The organism is Natronococcus amylolyticus DSM 10524, from assembly GCF_000337675.1.
Classification (GTDB): domain Archaea; phylum Halobacteriota; class Halobacteria; order Halobacteriales; family Natrialbaceae; genus Natronococcus; species Natronococcus amylolyticus.
Genome location: NZ_AOIB01000031.1, coordinates 140,431 through 161,918, shown reverse-complemented (window position 1 = coordinate 161,918; position 21,488 = coordinate 140,431). Strand labels below are relative to the sequence as shown.

The window sequence follows — 21,488 nt, the reverse complement described above, 5'->3', positions numbered from 1 at the left end:
GATCTGTCCTCGGCAGCGTCACGACCTACTCGCGTTCACGGCTCGGAGCGAGAAGCCAGAGGCCTACTGCCGACTACGGGGATAGCAGCCGTACTACTCGTCGTCGTCGAACTCGAGGTCCTCGCCGGTCGGTTCGTCCTCGTCCGTCCCGTCCTCCTCGGCGGCGTCCGGCTCGAACCGACACGTGACGAGCCAGTCGGCGCGGTCGTCGCCGGCGTCGACCTCGAGCGTGATCGGGCGGTCGAGTCCGACCGCCAGCCCGACGGCGAGAAACGAGGCGATCGGGTGATCGAACCGATCGACGGCGCCGAAGGCGCTGTCCGTGATGCCGACGGTGATCCGTCCCGCAGCCGCGTCGACGTCGGGATCGGCGCCGTCGGCGAGTTCGAACCCCTCGACGAGGCCGTCGGCGAGCTGTACCGCGAGCGGCTCGGGTCGGCTCGCGAGCTCGCCCGACAGCGTCCGCTGGAACTCCTCGAACAGCGTCGCCCCGGTCGGCGCCACGAGCAGCCCCCGCTGATCGCGTTCGACGATCACCGGCCCGTCAGCGTCCGTCGGCGGCTCGACCCCGGCACCGGCGGGAACGTAGAGCCGAGCGGTGTCGGCTCGCTCGTCGGGGACGTACATCCGGTCTTCGCGCAGGCCGAGCTCGGCCGCGAGCGAGTCGCCGTTGGCCGCCCAGGCGGCGTAGACGCGCTCGCCGACCTCGGCGGCGACGAACTGGCCGGGCGTCAGGTAGTACGTGAGCAGACCGCCGAACAGCCCCGTCGCCCCTAGCGCGAGCAGGATCTCGCGGCTCTCGGGAAAGATAACTCCGCCCGCGACCGCACAGAGGCCGATCGCGACGAGCCCGAGGGCCGTCCGTCGGTACTTCGAGCGACGCGCACGCGCGTTCTGGGCCCGGAGCCGTCGGTTCTCCTCGGCGAGCAGATCCGCTCGAGCCTCGGCTTGCTCGAGTCGGTCGGCCGTCTCGGCAGCCGTCCCTTCGGGGGCAGTCTCGGTCTCGGTTCGATCGCTGGATTCGAAGTCGTGTGTACTCATTCGTCGGTAGTGGAGGATGGTTCGTCGTCGACGAGGCCGAGCGCGACCAGCCCGTACCGGTACGCCCCGTAGCTCGCGAGCGCGACCGCCCCGGCGGTGACTCCGGCGGCCTGCCACAGCGACAGCGAGACGACCGCGAGCCAGCTCACGGCGCCCAGTCCGGCGACGGCCAGCAGCGTTCCGGTGGCGGTTCGAAGCGGCGCTCGGCTCCGCAGGACGGGGACGACGAGCAGCGTGACCAGCCCGGCCTCGACGATGACGAAGGAGATCGGATCGATCCCGTCCGGAAACAGCGCCAGCAACAGTACGTGGCCGACGGCGACGGCGTACGGCGTTCCGAACCCGTACCACAGCAGGGCCGTCGCGATCCCGGCGCCGACGCCGGGCGGACCGGCCGCCGCGCCGAAGGTAGCGACGAGCGCGACCGCGCCGAGGGCGGTCGACCACGGCGAGGGTCGCTCCGTGAGGAACGTCGACTCGACGTAGCTTCCCGTCGGGTAGTCGGTCATCGGATCGCACCCCGCGAGCGCGAGCGCGTCGTTTCGAGAACCGCCGACAGCCGCTCCTGCGGGGCGACCTCGAACGCCGTGACCGCATCCATTCGGTCGAGGTCGCGTCGCAGCTCCTCGAACTCGAGGTAGCTGTCGGCAACCCGGTCGGGGTCGCCGACTCCGTCGGTCGCAAACAGCACCGACGGGGTCAGCAACAGCAGGACCTCGCTCCCGCGGGCGCGGGCGAATCGGACCGTCTCGTACAGCGTCTCCGGATCCGAGTCGTCCGTGCAGATGACCGTCCACTGGCGGCTGTCCTGGCCGCCGAGTGCCGTTCGGACCGCGCCCAGCAGCGGCTCGGAGTCGAACCGGACGTCGTACCGGGTTCGAGCCGCGTAGTACGGCTCGAGCGTTCGCGCGAACGCGTCCCTCGAGCCCTCGAGGGCCGACAGGGCCGTCCGTGGGCGGGTCGGCGACGGTGCCGGCCCCGGAACTGAGTGGCTGCGTCCGGCCGTCTCCGGGGGGTTTCCGTCACCGTCCGTTCCGGTCGGCTCGAGATCGAGCAGCCGTCGCCGGATCGACAGGTACGCCGCTGGCCCCGTCGTGGGGGTGATCCGGGTCGTGATCCCCTCGTCGCCGACAGCGATCAGCCCGAGCGGGTCGTCGAGTTCGCGGGCGTTCGCGGCGACCGCGAGGGCGACCTCCCGGAGGTAGGCGAGCTTCGACTCCCCCGGCGGGCCCGCCGCGAGCCCACCGCGGTGGTCGACGATCAGCATCGTCGGGCGGTGGGTTTCGGTCTCGTACTCGCGGACGTGAAGCGTGTTGAGCCGCGCGGTCGCCTTCCAGTCGATCTCGTCGGCCGAGTCGCCCGGCACGTACTCGCGCAGCTCGGCCGGCTCGAGGCCGGGACCGCGCTGGCCGGCCTCGTGTTCGCCCTGGGCGATCGACACCTCGTCGCCGCCGCGGCCGACGTGGACGGCGTGGGGCCCGCGGGGTTCGACGGTCACCGACGGTCGCGACTCGGCCGGCATCGTCGCCGTAAACAGCCCGTCGGTCGCGGTCACGGATACCGGGTTGAACCGGTGGCGACCCGCGACGGGCCAGGAGACCGTAGTGGTTTCGCGGGTCGTCGCCGTCCCGGGCTCGAGCACCGTCGACAGCGGCGCCGCAGCGCTCGCACCCATCGGCACGCCGCCCTCGAACGACAGCAGCAGGCGGGCAGGCGCGTCGAGCGTCGCCTCGAGGGTAACCGGGATCTCCGCGTTCGCCCGGACGGTGTTTGCGGCCGGCAGCTGGCGAACCGTCAGCGAGTCGACCGTATCGGCGACGCCGCGAACGAACAGGAGCTGCCGAACGAGGATCCACGCGCCGAGTAGCACCGTCGCCGCGAGCAACAGCGGACGGGCGAAGACGGCGGCGAGGACGGCGAGCGCTCCCGCGATCGCACCCACCGCCCAGATCTGCCGCGTCGGTCGCATACTCCAGTGGTTTTTCGGTGACGTGTTGAACCTACTGGTTGTCCGTCGGGGCGAGCAGACAGGCTTTTGTTCGGCGGCGTGAATTACCGATCGTGAACCAGGTCGTCGTCCGTGCGCTCGTTCTCGCGCTGTTGGCGTGTTCGCTGCCGCTCGCGGCGACCGCCGCGGGCGCCCCCGCCGGCGAGTCCTCCCAGTCGATCGCAGGCGACGCGCTCGCGAGCGCGAACGACGACCCAGCGGCCAACGAGACGCCCCCCCATCAGAACCCCGACGAGTACGACGAGGCCGGCGACGACGAGGAACTCGAGTCCTGGCTCTCCGACCAGCTCTCCGATCAGCTCGGAGACAGCTCGGTCGCCCTGAGCGAGGGCCAGTACGAGCAGGCCCGCGAGCATCTCGGTGACGACTACGACGAGCGCCTCGAGCAGTACGCCGAGGTCTCCGGCGACACCGGCGACGAGGACGATTCGGCGGAAGCCTACCGGAACGCCTCCGAGTCCCAGGAACGGATGGCAGACACCATCGAGGAGTACGACGAGACTCGCGCGGAGTACGAGGAGGCGCTCCAGGAGGGTGATCAGGAGCGCGCCCACGACCTCGCGCGCGAACTCGAGGCGCTGTCCAACGAGATCGACGAGGCCGGTGAGGACGCCGTCACGAGCTACGAAACGATCGACAACGAGACCGACGAGGACCACTCCGACTCGGCGGCGTCGGTCAACGAGAGCCGAAGCGAGATCGAGAGCGAGCAGACGGCCGTCCGCGACGAGCAGTTCGTCGAGACCGAACTTGACCTCGAGGTCGTCGACGAGACGGCGTCCCTCGAGGATCCGATGGTCGTCCGCGGCGCGGTCCGAACCGCGGACGGCGAGCCGATCGAGGGCGACCTCGAGATCCGAGTCGAGGACGAGCCCGTCGCCGTCGGCGAGCCGAGCGGTGACTGGTGGGCCGGCGACGAGAACGAGTTCGAGTTCGAGTACCGACCGACCGATCTCGCGCTCGACGAGGAGACGGTAACCGTCGAGTACGTTCCCGACGGCGACACGAACTACCTCGGCGCCGAGCAGGAGGTTGAGGTGACGCCCGAACAGACGACGGCGACGATCGACGACCTGACGGCGACCGACGAGGTCGCCTACGGCGATCCCCTGTCGGTCAGCGGAACGGTGACCGCCGCCGGAGAGCCCGTCGACGACGTGCCGGTCGCGATCACCGTCGACGGCGAACTCATCGGGACGGTAAACGCCTCGGAGGGGAACTTCGAGGGTGAGGTGGAGACACCGGCGAACGTCTCGGCCGGTGAGGGGACGGTAACCGCCTCGCTCCCATACGAGGACCGAACGCTCACCGCGACGCCCGCCGAGGCACCGATTAGCGTCGCCGAGACCGAAACCGAGCTGACGGCGACGGCGACGGCGATCGGCGACGAGGAGGTCGCGATCGACGGCAGCCTCGCGACCGCCGACGGCGAGCCCCTCGACAACCAGACCCTCGAGATCCAGGTCGACGGCGTGGCGGCGGAGACGGTCGAGACCGACGAGGACGGCGGGATCGCCGGCACCGTCGACACCGGCTCGGTCGACGGCGACGAAGTTACGGTCGCCGTCAGCTACGACGGCGCCGGATCGAACATGGCCGCGGCAGAGGCCGAGGAGACCGTAACGATGCCAGACGGCGGCGACTCGCTGCCGGTTCCGCAGTCGGCCATCGTCGGCATCGGCGCACTGCTGGGAATCGGCGTCCTCGGGCTGGCCGGCTGGTGGCGGCGTCGCTCGAGGCGGGACGACCTCGACCGGGCGCCGTCGATCGCGGTCGGCGGACCCACACGCGGCCCCGATCCGGCGATGACGCAGGACCGCATCGACGCCCTGCTGGACCGGGCGGCCGAACAGCTCGCGGACGGCCGAACCGACACCGCGGTTCGAACCGCACACGCCGCCGTCAGACACGCCTACGGAAGCGCGGTCGGTCGGCCCGGCGCGGCGACTCACTGGGAGTTCTACCGCGAGCACGCCGACGACACGGCCGACGGGGTCCCCCTTCGGGAACTCGTCGAGACCTACGAGCAGGCTGCCTTCACCCCGGATCAGGTTACCGAGGAGCAGGCCGAACGCGCCGTCGAGACCGCCGAGCGACTCTGCGAGGAGGCCGACCTCGAGGCGACGACCGGCTCGGCGTCGGCTGCCGCGTAGGACGGTTCGACCGACCGACTTTTATTGGCCGCTCGTCAACGACGTACTGAATGGACGATCGACGGTCGCTTCGGTTGCTGATTCCTCGCCCAATCCGCAGGCTGCCCGCCGACCTCGCGGCGATGCTCGTCGTGACCCTCCTCGTCAACGTCGCCGTCTTCGTTCCCGTCGTTCGGGATACGCCGCTTCGGGTCCCGCTGGGACTCGCGTTCGCGCTGTTCGTCCCCGGCTACGTCTTCATCGCCGCGCTGTTTCCCGAGGCCGGGGAGTCGCCGACGGCCGACGACGCGGACGACACCACCCGCTTTTCGGGCGAGTCGATCCGCGCGGGGATCGACGGCATCGAGCGCGTCGCGCTCGCGTTCGGGCTGAGCATCGCCATCGTTCCCCTCATCGGCCTCGTGTTGAACTTTACACCGTGGGGGATCCGACTCACGCCGATCATGCTCTCGCTGTCGGGCTTTACCGTCCTCGCGACTGCCGTCGCGGCCCACCGCCGCTGGGAACTCCCCGCCGAGGAGCGGTTTGCGGTTCCCTACGGTGCGTGGTACACCGCCGGGCGCTCGGAGCTGCTCGAGCCCGAAACACGCCTCGACGGTGCTCTGAACGTCCTGTTGGTGCTCTCGATCGTGCTCGCGGTCGGCGTGGTCGGCTTCGCGGTCGTCTCCCCGCCAGCCGGCGAGCAGTTCTCGGCGGTCTACCTCCTCACCGAGGACGACGACGGCGAACTCGTCGCCGACGGCTACCCCACCGAGTTCACCCAGGGTGAGAGCGCCGAGGTTATCGTCGGCGTCGACAACCACGAACACGAGACGACCGACTACACCGTCGTCGCGGTCGAACAGCAGACCGAAACCGTGGTCAACGAGAGCGCCGTCACGGACTCGGCTGCCGAGGACGGGAACCAGACCGCTGTCAACGAAACTGTCGTCACCGAACAACAGGAGCTCGAGCGCTTTGAGACGACGCTGGCCCACGACGAGAGCTGGCACCAGACCCACGAGCTCGAGCCGACGATGGTCGGCGAGGACATCCGGATCGTCTGGCTGCTGTTCCCCGACGGCGAGGTACCCGACGAGCCGACGACCGACGACACCGAGTACCACGTCCACCTCTGGGTCGACGTCGAGGAGCCCTGATCGGCGCTCACCACCTCGAGCCCACCCGGCAAACTCGAACTCCCACCTGCCGATCACCGCCGGAACGACGGGTCGACGAGTATGTATCGACTAAGGTTGTCATACGAACTTGTATTCCCCCTATCGGTTACGGTCTGACTAGTGGGAAAGCTTATTACTGGACGCGGACTCGTCGAAGATACGGTGGTGATGACAACGAATACCATACGACTTACGCGACGTGACCGATCCCGTATCGAATACCGCGATCCCCTGGTACGACTCCTGTGGCGGCCGAACGCTGACTTCGGCCACACTCGACGCGCGCGTTTTGTACACCGCTGCCGTTCGCTTTTCGAACTCGACCCCGCGTCGGAACCGTTTCACCGTCGATCAGCGACTGACTACTCGTAGACGTACTTCTCGGCCATTTCGGCGGGCGTGATCACCTCGAGCTCCCCCGCTTCGACGTGTTCCTCGAGCGCACGAACCGTCTCCTCGAGCGCCTCGAGCGCGCTCTCCCCATCGAGTTCGTAGAACGGGATCGCCGTGATCCCGCCCCACTCGGCGGTCCACTCGAGCAGGTCCGTCGCGTCGCCCGGGTCGGGCGTCTCGGCCATCGAGCAGAGGTGGGGGTTCCCCGCGTACCCCTGCGAGCGCGATCGGCCCGCGAAGGCGAGATCGTAGTTCTCCCGGACCAGTTCGTAGGACTCGTCGGTGTACGTCGAGCCCGGATAGGCGAAGACACGGACGTCGTCCCCGTAATCCGCCTCGGCGAGCCAGTCGATCGGGTCGACAACGGCGTCCTCGAGCGCGTCCGGATCGACGCCGTCGAGGGGCTGGCCGTTTGCCGACTGCGCACCGATCGTCCAGCCGGCCGCGGCGAGGTCGTCGACCTGGTCGCGGGTCAGTCGGTCGCCCTCGGCGGCCTCGTCCTCGCGGAGCCGAGCGGGCGGGACGAACGCCGTCGCCGGAAACTCGGCATCCTCGAGGCGGGGTTGGGCCTCGGTGGCGTGAGTTTCGTACCCGCCGTGGAACTGGAGCAACACCGTTCCCTGAGTCGGTCGGGGGACGAAGTGGAAGTCGTCGACCCACTGGCGACCCTCGGCGTCGTCGCCGAACCAGCGGATCACCTGCAGGACGACGACCTTACTCAGGTCGGGCTCGCCCCGAATCCGGGTGATCCCGAAGTTGTGACGCGTCAGCGACGTTCCGCCCGCGAACCTCTGGCTGTACTCGACGTAGTGGGCGTCGGCGTCCTGGAGCTGGATGCGCACGACACCGGAATCCGTGTCGGTGGCCAGATCGAGCCCGGGTGCGACCTCCCGGACGTCGATCGGCTCCTCGAGCTCGCGGCGAACCCGGACCTGCCCTCGCGATTCGACCGACGCCGTCAGCAGCGCCGACTGGGAGCCCATCGAGGCGCGGCTCGAGTCGGCCTCGAGCGTGCCGATGTCTTGCCACTCCCACCACTCCTCGAGGTCCTCGAAGTCGTCGAAGGTGCCGACCAGTTCGGGGTGCTCCTCTTCCTCCTCGTCCTCAGGATCCCCCTCGTCGTCACCGTCCTCGGAACGCTCGTCGTCGCCCGGGGTATCGTCGGTCGGCTCCGTCCCGCCGTCGTCGGCCCGTTCGTCGCTCGTATCCGGTTCGCCGGGGCCGCCGAGTTCGGTACAGCCGGCGAGGACGGTCGCCGCTCCGATCGCGAGGTAGGTCCGTCGGTCCATCGTTCGTCGAATCCACACCCGGGACCGGGGGTTTGTTATGCTTCCAGTATCTCCGCCGGGGCGATCCGTACGCCCCTCATACCTCGAGCGATCGACCTACTCGCCCGAACATGGTCGTTATTGTTGCCGCACTGGAGACGAGCTTCGCCGTTCGCTACCAGACGAGCCACTCGAGTGCGAGCACGAGCGCGGCCAGAAAGACGTGTTCGCCGTCGACGATCCCGCCGTAGAACAGTGGCCCACGATCACGGCTCGCGAAGGGGATGTAACAGCCGACGTAGCCGTGGAAGGCGAGTAGAACGAGGAACCGGGCGTCGAGGACGCCCGCGGCGACGACCGCGACGACGACGACCGCGACGGCGACGTTGGCGAGCTGGGCGACGATGCGGGTCCAGCGGGGGCCGAACGCCGTCGGGATCGTCGCGATCCCCTCCTCGCGGTCGCCCTCGATGTCCTTGACGTCGAAGATCGCCGCGGCGATCGTGATCATGGCGCCGATGTAGACGGCGAGAAAGAGCACCTCGCGGGTCAGCAGTTGTTCGTAGTAGACCCCGACGCCGAGGGGGATCACCGCCCAGGCGAAGCCGACGAAGAGGTTCTTGACGAGGAAGACTCGCTTGATTCCGAGTGTGTACAGCCCGGCGACGATCGCGGGCAACAGCAGGTAGCCGGCGCCGGGGAGCTCGAGCGCGACCGCGACGGCGATGGCGCCGAGGTAGAGCCCGACGCCCAGCGCCAGCCAGGCGAGGCCGGCGCGCTCGACGAACGCCGCGCGCCGGGGGACGTTCTCGCGGTCCTCCTCGAGGTCGGTGAAACGGTTTATCGTGTAGACGAACATCGCCGCCGCGAAGACGATAAAGGCGGGCAGCGCCTCGAGGGGCAGGTCGGCGAGGGCGGCAGTCGTAACGACGACGCTCGCGGCCGCGAGCGAGATGAAGAGGTTGCTGTGGACCAGAAGCCGGAGCGCGGTAAGCAGCCACGCTGGCAGGGGGTGGCCCTCGCGTGCGGCCGTCGGGGTCGACACTACGACACCGCCTCCGGTCGCCGGTGTCCAGGTCGGCTCCGGAGCTGTCCGTCCCGCGCGTCTCGCTTCTCGGGAGTACGGGGGTACACCGCTCGCTTCGAGGGTAGGAGCCGTACGGAGTCAAACGCTTCGGTGTACTCACTCGAGAGACGGTCAGCTACTGGGTATCGAAGACAACAGGAACAACGCCGCGCTCACGACAAAGGGCTCGATCGACTACTGGTACTGGGACTCGCGTCGCGCCTGGTACATCAGCTCCCAGACCGCGTCCTCGATCGACTCGGGGTTCTCTTCTTCGAGCTTCTTGTACAGGGACTCGGAGACGTTTACTTCGGGCATCACCTGTGCCTACTGTAGCCGAGGTAATAAAAGTACCCTAATACGGAACTGAGTTAATTTCGACCGAGCGTCGAGGAGGCGCCGTGATACGGCAATCACTGCCGCAAATCGAACCGAAACTGGCAGGATTTAAGCAAGGCCGGGACGGCCGTTCGAATGGTATGAAACTACATGAGTACCAGGCGAAGCAAGTCTTCGCCGACGCCGGGATTCCGACGCCGGAGTCACAGCTCGCTTCGGACGTCGACGGCGTACTGACCGCCGCCGAAGAGATCGGCTATCCGGTCGCGGTCAAGGCACAGGTACAGGTCGGCGGTCGGGGGAAAGCCGGCGGGATCGAACTCGTCGAAAACGAGGAGGAGGCCCGCGAGGCAGCCGAGTCGATCATCGGGATGGACCTCAAGGGCTACCACGTCGGCCAGGTCCTCGTCGAGGGCGCGGTCGACTTCGTCGACGAGCTCTACATCGGCATCACGATGGACCGCGGCGAGGGCAAACCCGTCGCGATGGTCTCGACCAAGGGTGGCGTCAACATCGAGGAGGTCGCCGAGGAGGACCCCGAGGCGATCGCCCGCGAGCACATCGACCCCTCGTTCGGGATGCACCCCTACCAGGCCCGCAAGGCCGTCTACGACGCCGGCGTCGACAAAGCCGTCGCCCGCGACGTCTCGAGCGTTCTCACCACGCTCTACCAGCTCTGGGACGACCGCGACGGCTCCGACGCGGAGATCAACCCGCTGATGGTCACCGACGACGACGAGGTCATCGCGGCCGACGCCGTAATGAACATCGACGAGGACGCGCTGTTCCGCCAGCCCGAGCTCGCCGAGATGGAGGCCGAGGCCGCAAGCGGCGGCGACGAGCTCGAGCAGAAGGCCGACGAGTACGACTTCGACTACGTCCGGCTGGAGGGCAACACGGGCATCATCGGTAACGGTGCCGGCCTCGTGATGACCACGCTCGACCTGGTCGACCACTACGGCGGCGAGCCCGCGAACTTCCTGGACGTCGGCGGCGGCGCCAAGGCCGACCGCATCGCGAACGCCCTCGATATGGTGTTCTCGGACGACAACGTCGATTCGGTCGTCTTCAACATCTTCGGCGGGATCACCCGCGGCGACGAGGTCGCCAAGGGGATAAACGAAGCCTTGGAGCAGTTCGACGAGATCCCCAAACCGGTCGTCGTCCGCCTCGCGGGGACGAACTGGGAGGAGGGGATGGAGATTCTGAACGAGGACCTCGTGACGGTCGAACAGACCCTCGAGGACGCGGTTCAGCGTGCCGTCGAGTACGCTGAGGAGGGACAAGCATGAGTGTACTAGTCGACGACGACACGCGCGTCGTGGTACAGGGCATCACCGGCGGGGAGGGCAAGTTCCACGCCGAACAGATGATGGAGTACGGCACGAACGTCGTCGCTGGCGCCGTGCCAGGCAAGGGCGGCCAGGAGGCCGCCGGCGTCCCGGTGTACGACACGGTCCACGAGGCCGTCGATGAGGAAGACGCCGACACCTCGGTGATCTTCGTTCCGCCGGCCTTTGCCGGCGACGCGGTCTTCGAATCCCTCGATAGCGACCTCGACCTCGCGGTCGCAATCACGGAGGGCATTCCGACCCAGGACATGGCCCGGGTCAACAAGCGTCTCACCGAGACCGACACGCGACTCATCGGCCCGAACTGCCCCGGCCTCATCACGCCGGGCGAGGCCAAGCTGGGCATCCTCCCGGGGAACATCTTCTCGGAGGGGAACGTCGGCCTGGTCTCCCGTTCGGGAACGCTGACCTACCAGGTCGTCGACAACCTCACTAACCGCGGGCTCGGCCAGAGCACCGCGATCGGTATTGGCGGTGACCCCATCATTGGGACGGACTTCGTCGACGCCCTCGAGCTGTTCGAGGACGACCCCGAGACCGACGCCATCGTCATGTGCGGCGAGATCGGCGGCGAGGACGAGGAGGAGGCCGCAGCGTTCATCGACGACTACGTCGACACGCCCGTCGCGGGCTTCATCGCCGGCCGGACGGCTCCGCCGGGCAAGCGCATGGGCCACGCGGGCGCCATCGTCTCCGGCTCCGGGACCGGAACCGCCGAGAGCAAGATCTCGGCGCTGAACGACGCGGGCGTCCCCGTCGGCGACACCCCCGAGGAGGTCGCCGACCACATCGAAGAGTTCCTCGCGTAACCCGGGACGCCGTCGTTCCGTAGCGAGCGAACGCGATCGACGAACGGTTCGATCGTACGGTTTTCTCTCTCACGGTTCGTCTCGAGGCGAGTGCTCGAGCTGGCCCCACCGGGAATCGTCCGGTTACTCGAGGCCGACATCGAAATCCAGTTCGGCGACGAGTACTCGAGTTTCCGGTCGGCTTTCTGGTTGGCTCGGACTGCAATACCTGCAGACGTCCGCTTTCGGCCGAGTGCGGACGCCGTCCACCTACGAATCGCCGCTCGAGCTGGACACACAGCTAGCAACAAAGCTTATTACTGTACGTGAACTCGTCGATACTACGGTGGTGATGACAACGAATCCCACGCTACTCCCACACATTGAATACAGCGATACCGCCCCTCTGTGAGTTCGTGAGGCTCCTGACGCCGAACCCACATCTCGTTACTCATGATTCGACGTGCCGTTTTTTGACCTGTTGTTCGCCTCGAGCGACCGCGAGCGCAGCGGCCGTTTCGTTCGTCCCTCACATCCCGCCGAGACTGTTCACCCCGGATTCATCGGCTCGCGGACCGTCCGGTAGGGTATGTCAGTCGACCTCGAGTGCGACGCCTGCGGTCACCGTCACATCGTTCCGGAGCGTCCGGACGACACCGAGGGCGGCGGAACGGTCTGTCCCGCCTGCGGCGCGAAGCCGTTCACCGTTCGACGGAACGGCCTCACGTGGCACCCCGACGGCTGAACGAGCCGTTTCGTACCGACTTCGACGAGCGGACGCTCGAGGCGGGGCGCGGGCCCTACCGCCACCGCGACGTTCGAAACGCGCGACGAGTCGCAACTACTGACCGTCCCCCAATTATTATATATCCGTCAACCAGCTAGTCGAGTGTGGTTTACGAGACTGGAAATCCGACGGTCGACGACGCCCTCGAGCGGGTGCTGGCCGGCGAGCGGCTCGATCGCACCGACGGCCTCGCGCTGATGGCCCAGCCGGTCGAGCCCCTCGCCGAGGCCGGCGCGACGGTGCGGGATCGCTTCGGCGACGGCACCGTCGACGCCTGCTCGATCGTCAACGCGAAGGCCGGCAACTGTGCCGAGGACTGCGGCTTCTGCGCGCAGTCGGTCCACTTCGACACCGGGATCGACACCTACGACTTCCTCGGCCCGGAGAAGATTCTCGAGGCCGCCAAACGGGCCGAACGCGACGGCGCCCAGCGGTTCGGGATCGTCGTCGCCGAGAAGGGCGTCTCGCGAAAGCACCGCCCCGAGGAGTGGGCGGAGGTCCTCGAGTCGATTCGACTCGTCCGCGACGAGTGTGACCTCGAGATCGACGCCTCGCTCGGAATACTCACCGAACGGGAGGCCGCGATCCTCGCCGAGGAGGGGATCAACCACTACAATCACAACATCGAGACCTCGCCGCGGTACTTCCCCGAGATCGTCGACACGCACAGCTTCGAGGACCGGGTGGAAACCCTCGAGATCGCCAAGGAGGCCGGGATGGATCTCTGTGCGGGCGTCATCCTCGGCATGGGCGAGACGCCGACCGACCGAGTCGAGGCGGCTATCGCCCTGCAAGAGATCGGCATCTCTTCGCTTCCCGTCAACGTTCTCAACCCGGTCGAGGGAACGCCCCTCGCCGAGCGGGACGTCGAGATCACCACCGAAGAAATCGTCAAGACGGTGGCAGTGTACAAGCTGCTCCACCCCGACTCGCGAGTGCGCCTGACCGGGGGTCGCGAGGTCAACCTCGCGCCCGAGGAGCAGCATCTGCCCCTCGAGGCGGGCGCCGACGGGCTGTTGACGGGCGACTATCTCACGACCGAGGGTCAGTCCCCCGGCGAGGACATAGAGATCGTCGAACGAGCGGGTCTCGAGCCCAACCGCGAGGTAAACGAGTTCGATCCCGAGGCGGTCAAGGCCCGTCACGACGGGTCGACGGACTCGACGAGAAGCGAGGGCGCAGGCGACTCGGGCCCGACTACGGGCGCGGAACCGAGCGACGACTGACGACGAGCGAACCAACGAGAACACACTCATGAAGGAAACGACGTTTGCGGTACTCGGCACCGGCGGTATCGGACGACGAACGCTCGAAGTGAGCCAGCACAAGGAGGGACTCACGCCTGTCGCGGCCTGCGATCGCCACGGCACCGCGATCGACTTCGACGGCCTCGACGTCGACGAACTGCTGGCGGCGACGGAGGGCAACATCGACAGCGATCCCGGCGACGTCGCGACGGACGGCGGCGCGGCCACCGCGGACGGTGAGGGGGTCAAACAGCACGGCGAGGACAGGGGGGTGGTCGCGTCCGAACAGGCCCGTCCCAGCGACGACCCCATCCAGGACGTCGTCGATCACGGCGACGAGATCGACGCGGTCCTGCTGGCGCTGCCGAACTACGAACACGACTTCATTCCTCGCGTCGCCGACCGGTTTCTCGAGGGCGGCTACGACGGCGTGCTGGTCGACGTCCTCAAGCGCTCGCGCGTGATCGGCATGCTCGACGACCGCACGGAGGCGTTCGAGGAGGCGGGGATCACCTTCGTCCTGTCTCTTATACACATCTCTGATGNCCTTCGTCTGTGGCGCCGGCGCGACGCCGGGGCTGTTGACGGGTGCGGCCGCGCTCGCGGCCCAGTCATTCGTCGAGATCGAAGAAGTGGAGATCTGGTGGGGCGTCGGTCTCGAGTCGGGGTACGAGGACAACCGCGGCACGGTTCGCGAGGACATCGCCCACCTGCCCGGATACGACATCGAGACCGCACGCGACCTCTCCGCCGAGGAGATCGAGGCGATCGTCGACGACCACGACGGCGTCATCGAGTTCGAGGACATGGAGCACGCCGACGACGTGTTGCTCGAGCGCGCAGGCGTCTGCGACGCCGAGGACGTCACGGTCGGCGGGCTTCTCGACGTTCGCAGCGACGAGAAACCGACCACGACGACCGTCTCCGTGACCGGAACGACCTTCGACGGCGAGCGGGGGACGAACACGTTCCAGCTCGACGACGCGACGAGCATGGAAGCGAACGTCAACGGCCCCGCGCTGGGCTACCTGCGGGCCGGCGTTCGCCGCAACCGCGCCGGCGAGTACGGCGTCGTCGGCCCGGCGGAGCTGATGCCCCGATTGTAACCGACTCGAGTGACCCCCGCGGCCGCTCCGACGCGAACCGTGACAGTGAAAGCACGCGGCTGACTCCGTTTACTCGAATGGAAGACCGCGGGTTCGACCTCGAGGGTCGACTCGACGCGCTCGTCGAGCACGACCTGAAACGATCGCTCGCGCCCGCTGATCGGGTCGCGGAGCGGGGGTACTTCGCGTCGCCGTCGGGAGGCGAGCTCCCGGTGCTCGACTCCGAGGAGGCGCTCGTGTTCGCCTCGAACAACTACCTCGGACTGACCGCCGACAAGCGCGTCCAGGACGCCGCGCGCCAGGCCGGGGCGACCGTCGGCACCGGCGCCGGCGCGAGCCGACTCGTTACCGGCGACACGCTGGTCCACCAGGACCTCGAGCGGCTGCTCGCCGAGACCAAAGGTACCGACCGCGCGCTCGCCTTCTCCTCGGGGTACGCCGCCAACGTGGGCACGATTACCGCCCTCGAGCCGGACGTGATCTTCTCCGACGAGCGCAACCACGCGAGCATCGTCGACGGCTGTCGCCTCTCGGGCGCCGAGACGGTCGTCTACGATCACTGCGACGCCGCGAGCCTCCGGGCCGAGATGGCCGACCGAGCCGACCGAGCCGACGGACCGGGCGCCGACGGCGAGTCGTGGCTGATCGTCACCGACACCGTCTTCAGCATGGACGGCACCGTCGCCCCGCTCGAGTCGATCTGCGACGTCGCCGAGGAGTTCGGCGCGTGGGTGATGGTCGACGAGGCCCACGCGACGGGGCTGTACGCCGACGGTGGTGGAATTGTCCAGGCCGAGGGGCTCGAGGATCGGGTACACGTCCAGCTCGGGACCCTCTCGAAGGCGCTGGCGAGCCAGGGCGGGTACGTCGCCGGCAGCGACGCGCTCGTCGAGTTGCTGGTCAACGAGGCCCGGCCGTTCGTCTTCTCGACGGGACTGACGCCGATGGCGGCCGCGGCCGCCAGCGAGGCCCTCCACCTCGCCCGCCACAGCGACGCCCGCGAGCGGCTCTGGGAGAACGTCGCCCACCTCCGGGACGGGTTCGAGTCGATGGGGTTCGAGGTGCCCGGCGAGTCCCAGATCCTGCCGATCGTGGTCGGCGACCGCGAGGACGCGCTGGCGCTCGAGGCCGGAATCCGGGATCGGAACGTGATCGCGCCGGCGATCCGACCGCCGACGGTCCCCGAGGGAACCTGCCGGATCCGCGTCGCGCCGACCGCGGCTCACGACCGCAACGACGTCGTCGCCTGCCTCGAGGCGTTCCAGGCGGCCGGGACGGAGGTCGGACTCCTGTGAGCGACTCGACGACGGTCGCCGTCGTCGGCACCGACACCGGGGTCGGCAAGACCGTCGTCACGGCCGGGCTCACCCACGAACTTCGCGACCGCGGCGTCGACGCCCGTGCGATCAAACCCGCACAGACGGGACACCCGCCCGACGACGACGCGGCGTTCGTCGCTGACGCCTGCAGAACCGACGAGGCGGCGATCTGTCTGCGCTACCTCGAGGAACCCCTGGCGCCGCGGGTCGCGGCCGAACGGGCGGACGATCCCCTCGAGTACGAGCCGCTGCTGGCTGACTGCCGTCGCGAGTGCGAGCAGGTACCGGTCGCCCTCCTCGAGGGGATCGGCGGGCTCCGGGTTCCGCTGGCGGGCGACCGCGAGGTGATCGATCTGGTCGCCGACCTCGCCTCGAGCGCGGTCGTCGTCACTCGTTCCGGACTGGGTACGCTGAACCACACCGCGCTCACCGTCGACGCGCTCGAGCGACGCGGGGTCGACGTTCCCGGGATCGTCTGCAACGAGTACGAGGGGGCCTCGGTCGCCGAGCGGACGAACCCCAGGGAGCTCGAGCGCATGACAGAGCGGCCCGTGGAAACGGTGCCGCCGCTTTCGGGTTCGGACCCGGCGGCGCTCGCGGACGGCGTTCGCGACGGGCTCTCGCGGTCGTTCGCCGATCGGCTCGTCGAAAAAGCGTAGCTACCGGTTACAGCGTCGGTGCCGGTCGGTCGCCCTCCAGAACGGGATCGTCGGTTCCCACCGCCGAGTCGGTCGTCGCCTCCACGAGCTGGGAGACGATCGTCGACTTCCGATGGTTGACCTCGAGGTGGATCCGGAGATCCGTACGTTCCTCGTAGCCGTTCGAGCAGAGCGGACAGTCATAGTCGGTCATTATTCTACACTCACCAGGAGTTGGTGTCCACATCGACTGCCGTAATAGTGTCGATCAGTTCACATTCGAACATATCTGGACACCAACAGCAGCCGCAGTTACATGAAATCCGAGAGACCGGACTGATCGTCGTCGGGTTCCGCGGGTTCGTCGGCCGCCCCCTCCGAGGGCGCTCCGTCCTCGGCGTCGTCCGTCTGGGCGACGGCCTCAAGCGACCGCTGGTCGTCCCCATCATCCTCGTCAGCTTCCTCGACGTCCTCGAGGTCGACGTCGCTCGAGGCGCTTCCGAAGAAGGCGTTCCCGGAGTGTGCGACCGTCTGCTCCTCGCGGCGCTCCGCAGCGTCGGCGACGATCGACTCGACCTTGTTGGTCGTTTTCCCACTGCCGGTGACGAAGGAGACCTCGCCCTCGTCGAGTTCGTACGTGGCGGCCATCCGCACGGTCAGCTCGCGGTTCTTACAGTGGTGGGTCATCGCCGAGAGGAACGGCAAAATCTCCCGACGGGCCGTCGCGACGCTGGTTCCCTCGCGCTCGGCGATGCGCTCGGCGATGGCGTCGCGAGTGTTTCTGGTCCCCTTGGTGCGGCCGAGCTTCGACCAGTAGCTCGGGGGTCCGTAGCGGGTCCAGCCACCCTTCGGCTCACGGCGGGAGGCCGCGACCCCCGCGGTCATGTTGTCGGTGGCGTACCGCCAGAACGAGTAGTTCTGCGTGGCCCGCACCCGACCGAGCCAGCGGTCGGCGTTCGAGAGGAAGCCGTAGGCGTCGGCCAGCTCCTCGCCCGCGTAGTCCTTCGGCACGTTGTCCTCGATCCAGTTTAGCAGATCGTCGGGCGTCTCGTCGACGTCGTAGGAGGCGTACAGCGCTCCCTGTGCGTCTTCCTCCTTGATCAGCGCGTCGAGGAAGTCGAAGATCCCCTCCGTGGTGTCGCGCTCGCCCGTGACGACGTCCTCGACGGTCAGTCGCTCGGCCTCCTCGGCGATCGCCTGAAGATCGTTGACCGCCGACCGGAGGTCGCCGCTGGTCGAGTCGGCGATCTGCTCGAGGGCTTCCTCCTCGAACTCGACGCCCTCACGCCGGCAGATGTCCCGCAGCACCGGGACGATCGAGCGCTTCGAGACGTCCCGGAACTCGACCGTCTCGCAGGCGTTGCGAAGCGACTGGCTCATGTCGTAGAACTCGTTGGCGATCAGCACCATCGGCTGGCTCGCGTCCTTGACGACCCGCGTGACCTCGCGCGAGCCGCCGTAGTCGGCGTTGCCGTGGAAGTTATCCGCCTCGTCCAAGATTACGAGCCGACGCCCGGAGCCGCCCGCGGTGAGGGTCCCGCTCTTTGCGGCCTCGCCCGCGACGCGCTCGATCACGTCGGCGCCGCGGCTGTCGCTGGCGTTGAGCTCCATTACTGGCCAGCCCATGTCATTGGCCAGCGCGTGGGCCGCGGAGGTCTTCCCGACGCCGGGGCTGCCGTGGACGATCACCGCCTTCCGGTGGTCGTCCCAGCTCTCGGCCCACTCCTTCAGCTGGTCCCGGGCCTTGTTGTTGCCGCGTACCTCCGACAGCGTCGTCGGGCGGTACGTCTCGGTCCAGTCGCTCATTGACTCGTGGTTGGGACGAGCCGCGTTTAGTGGTTGCGGACAGGGATCGTCGCGTCCGTCGCTCAGTCGTCGACTTCGTTGAGCGCCCGCTTCCGTGCCGCGTCACGAAGGTCGCGAGCCGATCCGTCAACGTCCGCGAACTCATCCTTGAGTGTCTCGAGCGGATCGTCAGCGATCGGAACAAGCGTAACTCTGTCGGGAAGTTGAACAATGTAGTAGCGCTCACCGTATCGCTCTCTGACCTCTTCCGGGAGTGTGAGACGACCTAGATCGTCCACCGTCGCTTCGGGCATACGCGACCCTACGATAGCGACACACGAAAGTCAGTCGTCGGTCTGCTCCCACAGTTCGCCGAGTCGAGCGTCGACCTCGGCGAGAACCAGTTCGACGACGTCGAAAAAATCCGTGGGATACGATTTATCGACCGCGTCCGTCGCCCGAGCGCGCGGCGGCTGGTGGTAGTGGTCCCGGGAATTGTGCGGATTGTCGTGACGGTCCCATCTGGCCATCCAGTCGTCGTTGCCCCTCGCCTCCCGGTACGTAACGTTGAAATCGCCGTTGCGGTACGCGCGAGCCTCGAGTTCAATCCGCCGTATCTCCTCGGGGTAGTACGCGTCCTCGAGCGTCGCGACGACCGACTCGGGCTTTTGCCGCGGAAACACCCGGACAGTGTCGATTACAGTCAACGAACCGAGCCGTCGAGCGACCGCTCGCAACAGCGCTTCGTCAAGCGACCGTCCTGTATCGTTCATACTGCGCAGTCACGCCGGTGCTTTCGAGCTTCTGTCCCTGTTCCGTCGTGCCTGCTCGAGTTCGCGAATCCGTCGTCGGACCGTTCGCCACTCCTGGAGTTCCATCCACACCGACTCGAGCTCGTCGTAGTCGGCGTGGTCGAGCGCGTCGACCGTGTCGGGCCCGTCGGCATCGTACCGCTCGCGATACTCGCGTTCGCTCCCGGTAAGTCGCTTCAGCTCCCGTTCGAGGTCTTCCAGCGGGCGGGACTGCAGACGCTGGATGCGCCGCCACTCGAAGTACGCCTCGTTTCGACTGAACAGATCCGGCGACTCGGCGTCGTGGGTCACCAGTCCGATCTCCGCGAACCAGCGGAGGTACTCGCGGGCGGTTTCTTTCGAGACGTCGGCCCGTTCCGAGACGGTAGCGACGCGCGTCGGTTCGTACAGCTGGAGGGCGGCGGCGTACACTCGTTCCCTGGTCGACTGTGCATCCGTCCGCTCGCTCCACTCGTCGGCCAGTCCGGGCAGCTCGCTCGGAGGGTCGTCCGAACTCATACCTGCATGGAAAAACGGCCTATCGCACTATATAATTTGCCACCGCTTAGTATAATTACCTCACCGAATCGATCTTCGGTTGCCGAGGATATCGGTCGGAATCGCGGACGGATGCGAACGCCGTCGAAGACCGGATCCCGCCGGCGCAGTCGCTAACTGACTCGAGCCCCAACCCGAGCCATGAACGTCGCGATCGTCACCGTCGGCGACGAGCTGCTGGCGGGGACGACCACCAACACCAACGCCGCCTGGCTGGCGGAGCAGTTGACCGAGCGAGGCGCGACCGTCGAGCGCATCCTGACGATCCCCGACGACCGCGGGCTCATCGCCGCCACCGTCGCCGACTGGAGCGAGGCCTTCGACGCCGTGCTCGTCACCGGCGGGCTCGGCGGGACCCCGGACGACGTCACGATCGAGGCCGTCGCCGAAGGGCTCGACCGAGAGCTGGTCGTCCGCGAGGAGATCTACGACAGCCTAACCGAGAAGGCCCGGCGGTTCCGCGAGGAGAACCCGGATCTCGTCGCGGAGTACGACCTCGAGATCGATCTCGAGGCTGCGGCCTCACTCCCTGAGGGGGCGGTGCCGATCGTCGTCGAGGAGGCCTGGGCGCCGGGGTGTACGGTCGAGAACGTCTCCGTCTTCGCGGGTATCCCCGAGGAGATGCGGGCGATGTTTCGCGAGGTCGCCGGGGAGTTCGCGGGTGAGGCGCGCTCCCGGACCGTCTACACGCCAGCACCCGAGGGGTCGCTGACGGCCGTCCTTGAGGGTGTGACCGACGAGTTCGACGTTGCCGTCGGGAGCTACCCCCGCGGGGAGGATCGACCCGGCCGGATCCGTCTCTCGGGGTCGGACCCGGAGACCCTCGAGGCCGCCGCGAGCTGGATCAACGCGCGGATCGAGACGGTCGATCCCGCGCCGTCGGAGTCGACCGACTGACCGCGATCCCGCCGACGGCCGCCGGTTTCGAGGACGCCGACTCCGGTAGCTACTTGGGCCGACCGGACGACCGTCGCGTATGGGCGGCCGTGGACCCAAGCGAGAGCTCGCCGAGAAGATCGCCGGAGAGATCACGCTGAGCGACGACCCCGGTGCGACGTTGCGAAAGTGGCGCACCGACTTCGGCGTCTCCCAGACCGACCTGGCCAGCGAGCTCGAGGTGTCCTCCTCGGTAATTTCGGACTACGAGAGCGGGCGCCGGGAGAGTCCCGGGATCGGCGTCGTCGGTCGGCTCGTCGAGGGGCTGCTCGCGATCGACGAACGACGTGGCGGTGATCGCATCCGTCAGTACGGGCGCGTGCTCTCGGCGGGGTTCGAGAGCGACGTCGTCTACGACCTCCGGGAGTACGCGACCTCGAAACCGCTCGTGCAGCTGTACGACGAGATCGGCGCGACCGAGGTCGCAGCGGGCAGCACCGATCAGGTCAGCGGCCACACCGTCATCGACAGCATCGGGGCGATCACCCGCCTCTCGAGCGAGGAGTTCTTCCGGCTGTACGGCCAGAGCACCAACCGTGTACTGGTCTTTACCGGCGTCACGCGAGGCGAGGCCGTCGCCGTTGCGCTGCGGGTCGTCAACCCGACGCCCAACGCCGTCGTCCTCCACGGCATCGAAGAGGACGATCTCTGGGAGCACGCCGCCGACCTCGCCCGGATCGACGGCTACTCGCTGGCCGTGACGACCGAACCGCTTGAGGAACTGCTCGATCATCTCGTCACGCTCGAGTAAGG

21 protein-coding genes and 1 pseudogene are annotated in these 21,488 nt (G+C 67.7%); 11 read left to right on the top strand and 11 right to left on the bottom strand.

Annotated elements, in window-relative coordinates:
* Positions 1-93 precede the first annotated feature (93 nt).
* From C491_RS16065 to C491_RS16055, 3 genes are read right to left on the bottom strand one after another with little or no spacing between them, the layout of a single operon-like run.
* Entirely contained in the window at positions 94-1,041 is a 948-nt protein-coding gene (locus C491_RS16065) for a hypothetical protein (RefSeq protein ID WP_005558183.1), read from the bottom strand.
* On the bottom strand, positions 1,038-1,550 hold the full coding sequence (locus tag C491_RS16060) for a hypothetical protein (RefSeq protein WP_005558181.1): 513 nt from the start codon (positions 1,548-1,550) through the stop codon (positions 1,038-1,040). The genes C491_RS16065 and C491_RS16060 overlap by 4 nt, the downstream gene beginning before the upstream one ends.
* On the bottom strand, positions 1,547-3,010 hold the full coding sequence (locus C491_RS16055) for a DUF58 domain-containing protein (protein WP_005558179.1): 1,464 nt from the start codon (positions 3,008-3,010) through the stop codon (positions 1,547-1,549). Before C491_RS16055 ends, C491_RS16060 begins: the two co-directional genes overlap by 4 nt.
* 92 nt (positions 3,011-3,102) lie before the next feature.
* Between C491_RS16055 and C491_RS16050 the strand changes: the two genes are divergently transcribed.
* The gene (locus C491_RS16050; RefSeq protein WP_005558177.1) at positions 3,103-5,202 is read left to right on the top strand and encodes a hypothetical protein; all 2,100 of its coding nucleotides are present in this window, start codon (positions 3,103-3,105) and stop codon (positions 5,200-5,202) included.
* A 50-nt stretch (positions 5,203-5,252) separates the two neighbouring features.
* Positions 5,253-6,341: a DUF1616 domain-containing protein gene (locus C491_RS16045; protein ID WP_005558175.1), complete on the top strand. Its 1,089-nt coding sequence runs from the start codon at positions 5,253-5,255 to the stop codon at positions 6,339-6,341.
* 383 nt (positions 6,342-6,724) lie between these two features.
* Here C491_RS16045 and C491_RS16040 read toward each other — a convergent pair whose 3' ends face one another.
* The 3 genes from C491_RS16040 to C491_RS24025 form a co-directional block, all read right to left on the bottom strand.
* The gene (locus C491_RS16040) at positions 6,725-8,044 is read right to left on the bottom strand and encodes a polysaccharide deacetylase family protein (RefSeq protein ID WP_005558173.1); all 1,320 of its coding nucleotides are present in this window, start codon (positions 8,042-8,044) and stop codon (positions 6,725-6,727) included.
* A 154-nt stretch (positions 8,045-8,198) separates the two neighbouring features.
* On the bottom strand, positions 8,199-9,068 hold the full coding sequence (locus C491_RS16035; protein WP_005558171.1) for a UbiA family prenyltransferase: 870 nt from the start codon (positions 9,066-9,068) through the stop codon (positions 8,199-8,201).
* A gap of 216 nt (positions 9,069-9,284) precedes the next feature.
* Positions 9,285-9,407 carry a hypothetical protein gene (locus C491_RS24025; protein ID WP_005558169.1) on the bottom strand — a complete coding sequence of 41 codons (123 nt, stop codon included), beginning with the start codon at positions 9,405-9,407 and terminating at the stop codon, positions 9,285-9,287.
* 161 nt (positions 9,408-9,568) lie between these two features.
* On the opposite strand from C491_RS24025, the gene sucC reads away from it, so the two are divergent.
* The 7 genes and pseudogenes from sucC to bioD all read left to right on the top strand — a co-directional run bounded on the left by sucC (position 9,569) and on the right by bioD (position 16,686).
* On the top strand, positions 9,569-10,720 hold the full coding sequence (sucC, locus tag C491_RS16030; RefSeq protein ID WP_005558167.1) for an ADP-forming succinate--CoA ligase subunit beta: 1,152 nt from the start codon (positions 9,569-9,571) through the stop codon (positions 10,718-10,720).
* Positions 10,717-11,589 (top strand): succinate--CoA ligase subunit alpha, encoded by an 873-nt coding sequence (sucD, locus tag C491_RS16025; protein ID WP_005558165.1) that lies wholly within the window; start codon positions 10,717-10,719, stop codon positions 11,587-11,589. The genes sucC and sucD overlap by 4 nt, the downstream gene beginning before the upstream one ends.
* Positions 11,590-12,157: 568 nt before the next feature.
* On the top strand, positions 12,158-12,313 hold the full coding sequence (locus tag C491_RS23350) for a hypothetical protein (RefSeq protein ID WP_005558163.1): 156 nt from the start codon (positions 12,158-12,160) through the stop codon (positions 12,311-12,313).
* Positions 12,314-12,459: 146 nt separating this feature from the next.
* Positions 12,460-13,581, top strand: a complete 1,122-nt coding sequence (gene bioB, locus C491_RS16020; protein ID WP_005558162.1) for a biotin synthase BioB — start codon at positions 12,460-12,462, stop codon at positions 13,579-13,581.
* 28 nt (positions 13,582-13,609) lie between these two features.
* A pseudogene (locus C491_RS16015) lies at positions 13,610-14,708 on the top strand (transcriptional regulator).
* A 77-nt stretch (positions 14,709-14,785) separates the two neighbouring features.
* The gene (locus tag C491_RS16010; protein WP_005558157.1) at positions 14,786-16,003 is read left to right on the top strand and encodes an aminotransferase class I/II-fold pyridoxal phosphate-dependent enzyme; all 1,218 of its coding nucleotides are present in this window, start codon (positions 14,786-14,788) and stop codon (positions 16,001-16,003) included.
* The gene (bioD, locus tag C491_RS16005) at positions 16,000-16,686 is read left to right on the top strand and encodes a dethiobiotin synthase (protein WP_005558156.1); all 687 of its coding nucleotides are present in this window, start codon (positions 16,000-16,002) and stop codon (positions 16,684-16,686) included. Before C491_RS16010 ends, bioD begins: the two co-directional genes overlap by 4 nt.
* Positions 16,687-16,693: 7 nt before the next feature.
* Here the strand turns inward: bioD and C491_RS16000 are convergent, their stop codons facing one another.
* From C491_RS16000 to C491_RS15980, 5 genes are all read right to left on the bottom strand, one after another.
* Entirely contained in the window at positions 16,694-16,879 is a 186-nt protein-coding gene (locus C491_RS16000; RefSeq protein ID WP_005558155.1) for a hypothetical protein, read from the bottom strand.
* A 98-nt stretch (positions 16,880-16,977) separates the two neighbouring features.
* Positions 16,978-18,471, bottom strand: coding sequence for a replication factor C large subunit (locus tag C491_RS15995; RefSeq protein ID WP_005558154.1), 1,494 nt, complete (start codon positions 18,469-18,471; stop codon positions 16,978-16,980).
* Between the two features lie 62 nt (positions 18,472-18,533).
* Positions 18,534-18,764 (bottom strand): AbrB/MazE/SpoVT family DNA-binding domain-containing protein, encoded by a 231-nt coding sequence (locus tag C491_RS15990; RefSeq protein WP_005558153.1) that lies wholly within the window; start codon positions 18,762-18,764, stop codon positions 18,534-18,536.
* 30 nt (positions 18,765-18,794) lie between these two features.
* Entirely contained in the window at positions 18,795-19,223 is a 429-nt protein-coding gene (locus tag C491_RS15985) for a hypothetical protein (RefSeq protein ID WP_005558151.1), read from the bottom strand.
* A gap of 9 nt (positions 19,224-19,232) precedes the next feature.
* On the bottom strand, positions 19,233-19,760 hold the full coding sequence (locus C491_RS15980; RefSeq protein WP_005558150.1) for a DUF7342 family protein: 528 nt from the start codon (positions 19,758-19,760) through the stop codon (positions 19,233-19,235).
* 180 nt (positions 19,761-19,940) lie between these two features.
* On the opposite strand from C491_RS15980, the gene C491_RS15975 reads away from it, so the two are divergent.
* Together C491_RS15975 and C491_RS15970 are read left to right on the top strand one after the other, a co-directional pair.
* A complete protein-coding gene (locus C491_RS15975; RefSeq protein ID WP_005558146.1) occupies positions 19,941-20,696 on the top strand; it encodes a competence/damage-inducible protein A in 756 nt (251 codons plus the stop codon).
* A 79-nt stretch (positions 20,697-20,775) separates the two neighbouring features.
* Positions 20,776-21,486, top strand: coding sequence for a helix-turn-helix domain-containing protein (locus tag C491_RS15970; RefSeq protein ID WP_005558145.1), 711 nt, complete (start codon positions 20,776-20,778; stop codon positions 21,484-21,486).
* Positions 21,487-21,488: the final 2 nt, after the last annotated feature.

Bases quoted from the DNA above. Each gene is read 5' to 3' on its own strand.
- C491_RS16065 (WP_005558183.1), bottom strand. From the start codon at position 1,041: ATGAGTACACACGACTTCGAATCCAGCGATCGAACCGAGACCGAGACT.
- C491_RS16060 (WP_005558181.1), bottom strand. From the start codon at position 1,550: ATGACCGACTACCCGACGGGAAGCTACGTCGAGTCGACGTTCCTCACG.
- C491_RS16055 (WP_005558179.1), bottom strand. From the start codon at position 3,010: ATGCGACCGACGCGGCAGATCTGGGCGGTGGGTGCGATCGCGGGAGCG.
- C491_RS16045 (WP_005558175.1), top strand. From the start codon at position 5,253: ATGGACGATCGACGGTCGCTTCGGTTGCTGATTCCTCGCCCAATCCGC.
- C491_RS16040 (WP_005558173.1), bottom strand. From the start codon at position 8,044: ATGGACCGACGGACCTACCTCGCGATCGGAGCGGCGACCGTCCTCGCC.
- C491_RS24025 (WP_005558169.1), bottom strand. From the start codon at position 9,407: ATGCCCGAAGTAAACGTCTCCGAGTCCCTGTACAAGAAGCTCGAAGAA.
- sucC (WP_005558167.1), top strand. From the start codon at position 9,569: ATGAAACTACATGAGTACCAGGCGAAGCAAGTCTTCGCCGACGCCGGG.
- sucD (WP_005558165.1), top strand. From the start codon at position 10,717: ATGAGTGTACTAGTCGACGACGACACGCGCGTCGTGGTACAGGGCATC.
- C491_RS23350 (WP_005558163.1), top strand. From the start codon at position 12,158: ATGTCAGTCGACCTCGAGTGCGACGCCTGCGGTCACCGTCACATCGTT.
- C491_RS16010 (WP_005558157.1), top strand. From the start codon at position 14,786: ATGGAAGACCGCGGGTTCGACCTCGAGGGTCGACTCGACGCGCTCGTC.
- C491_RS16000 (WP_005558155.1), bottom strand. From the start codon at position 16,879: ATGACCGACTATGACTGTCCGCTCTGCTCGAACGGCTACGAGGAACGT.
- C491_RS15995 (WP_005558154.1), bottom strand. From the start codon at position 18,471: ATGAGCGACTGGACCGAGACGTACCGCCCGACGACGCTGTCGGAGGTA.
- C491_RS15990 (WP_005558153.1), bottom strand. From the start codon at position 18,764: ATGCCCGAAGCGACGGTGGACGATCTAGGTCGTCTCACACTCCCGGAA.
- C491_RS15985 (WP_005558151.1), bottom strand. From the start codon at position 19,223: ATGAACGATACAGGACGGTCGCTTGACGAAGCGCTGTTGCGAGCGGTC.
- C491_RS15980 (WP_005558150.1), bottom strand. From the start codon at position 19,760: ATGAGTTCGGACGACCCTCCGAGCGAGCTGCCCGGACTGGCCGACGAG.
- C491_RS15975 (WP_005558146.1), top strand. From the start codon at position 19,941: ATGAACGTCGCGATCGTCACCGTCGGCGACGAGCTGCTGGCGGGGACG.
- C491_RS15970 (WP_005558145.1), top strand. From the start codon at position 20,776: ATGGGCGGCCGTGGACCCAAGCGAGAGCTCGCCGAGAAGATCGCCGGA.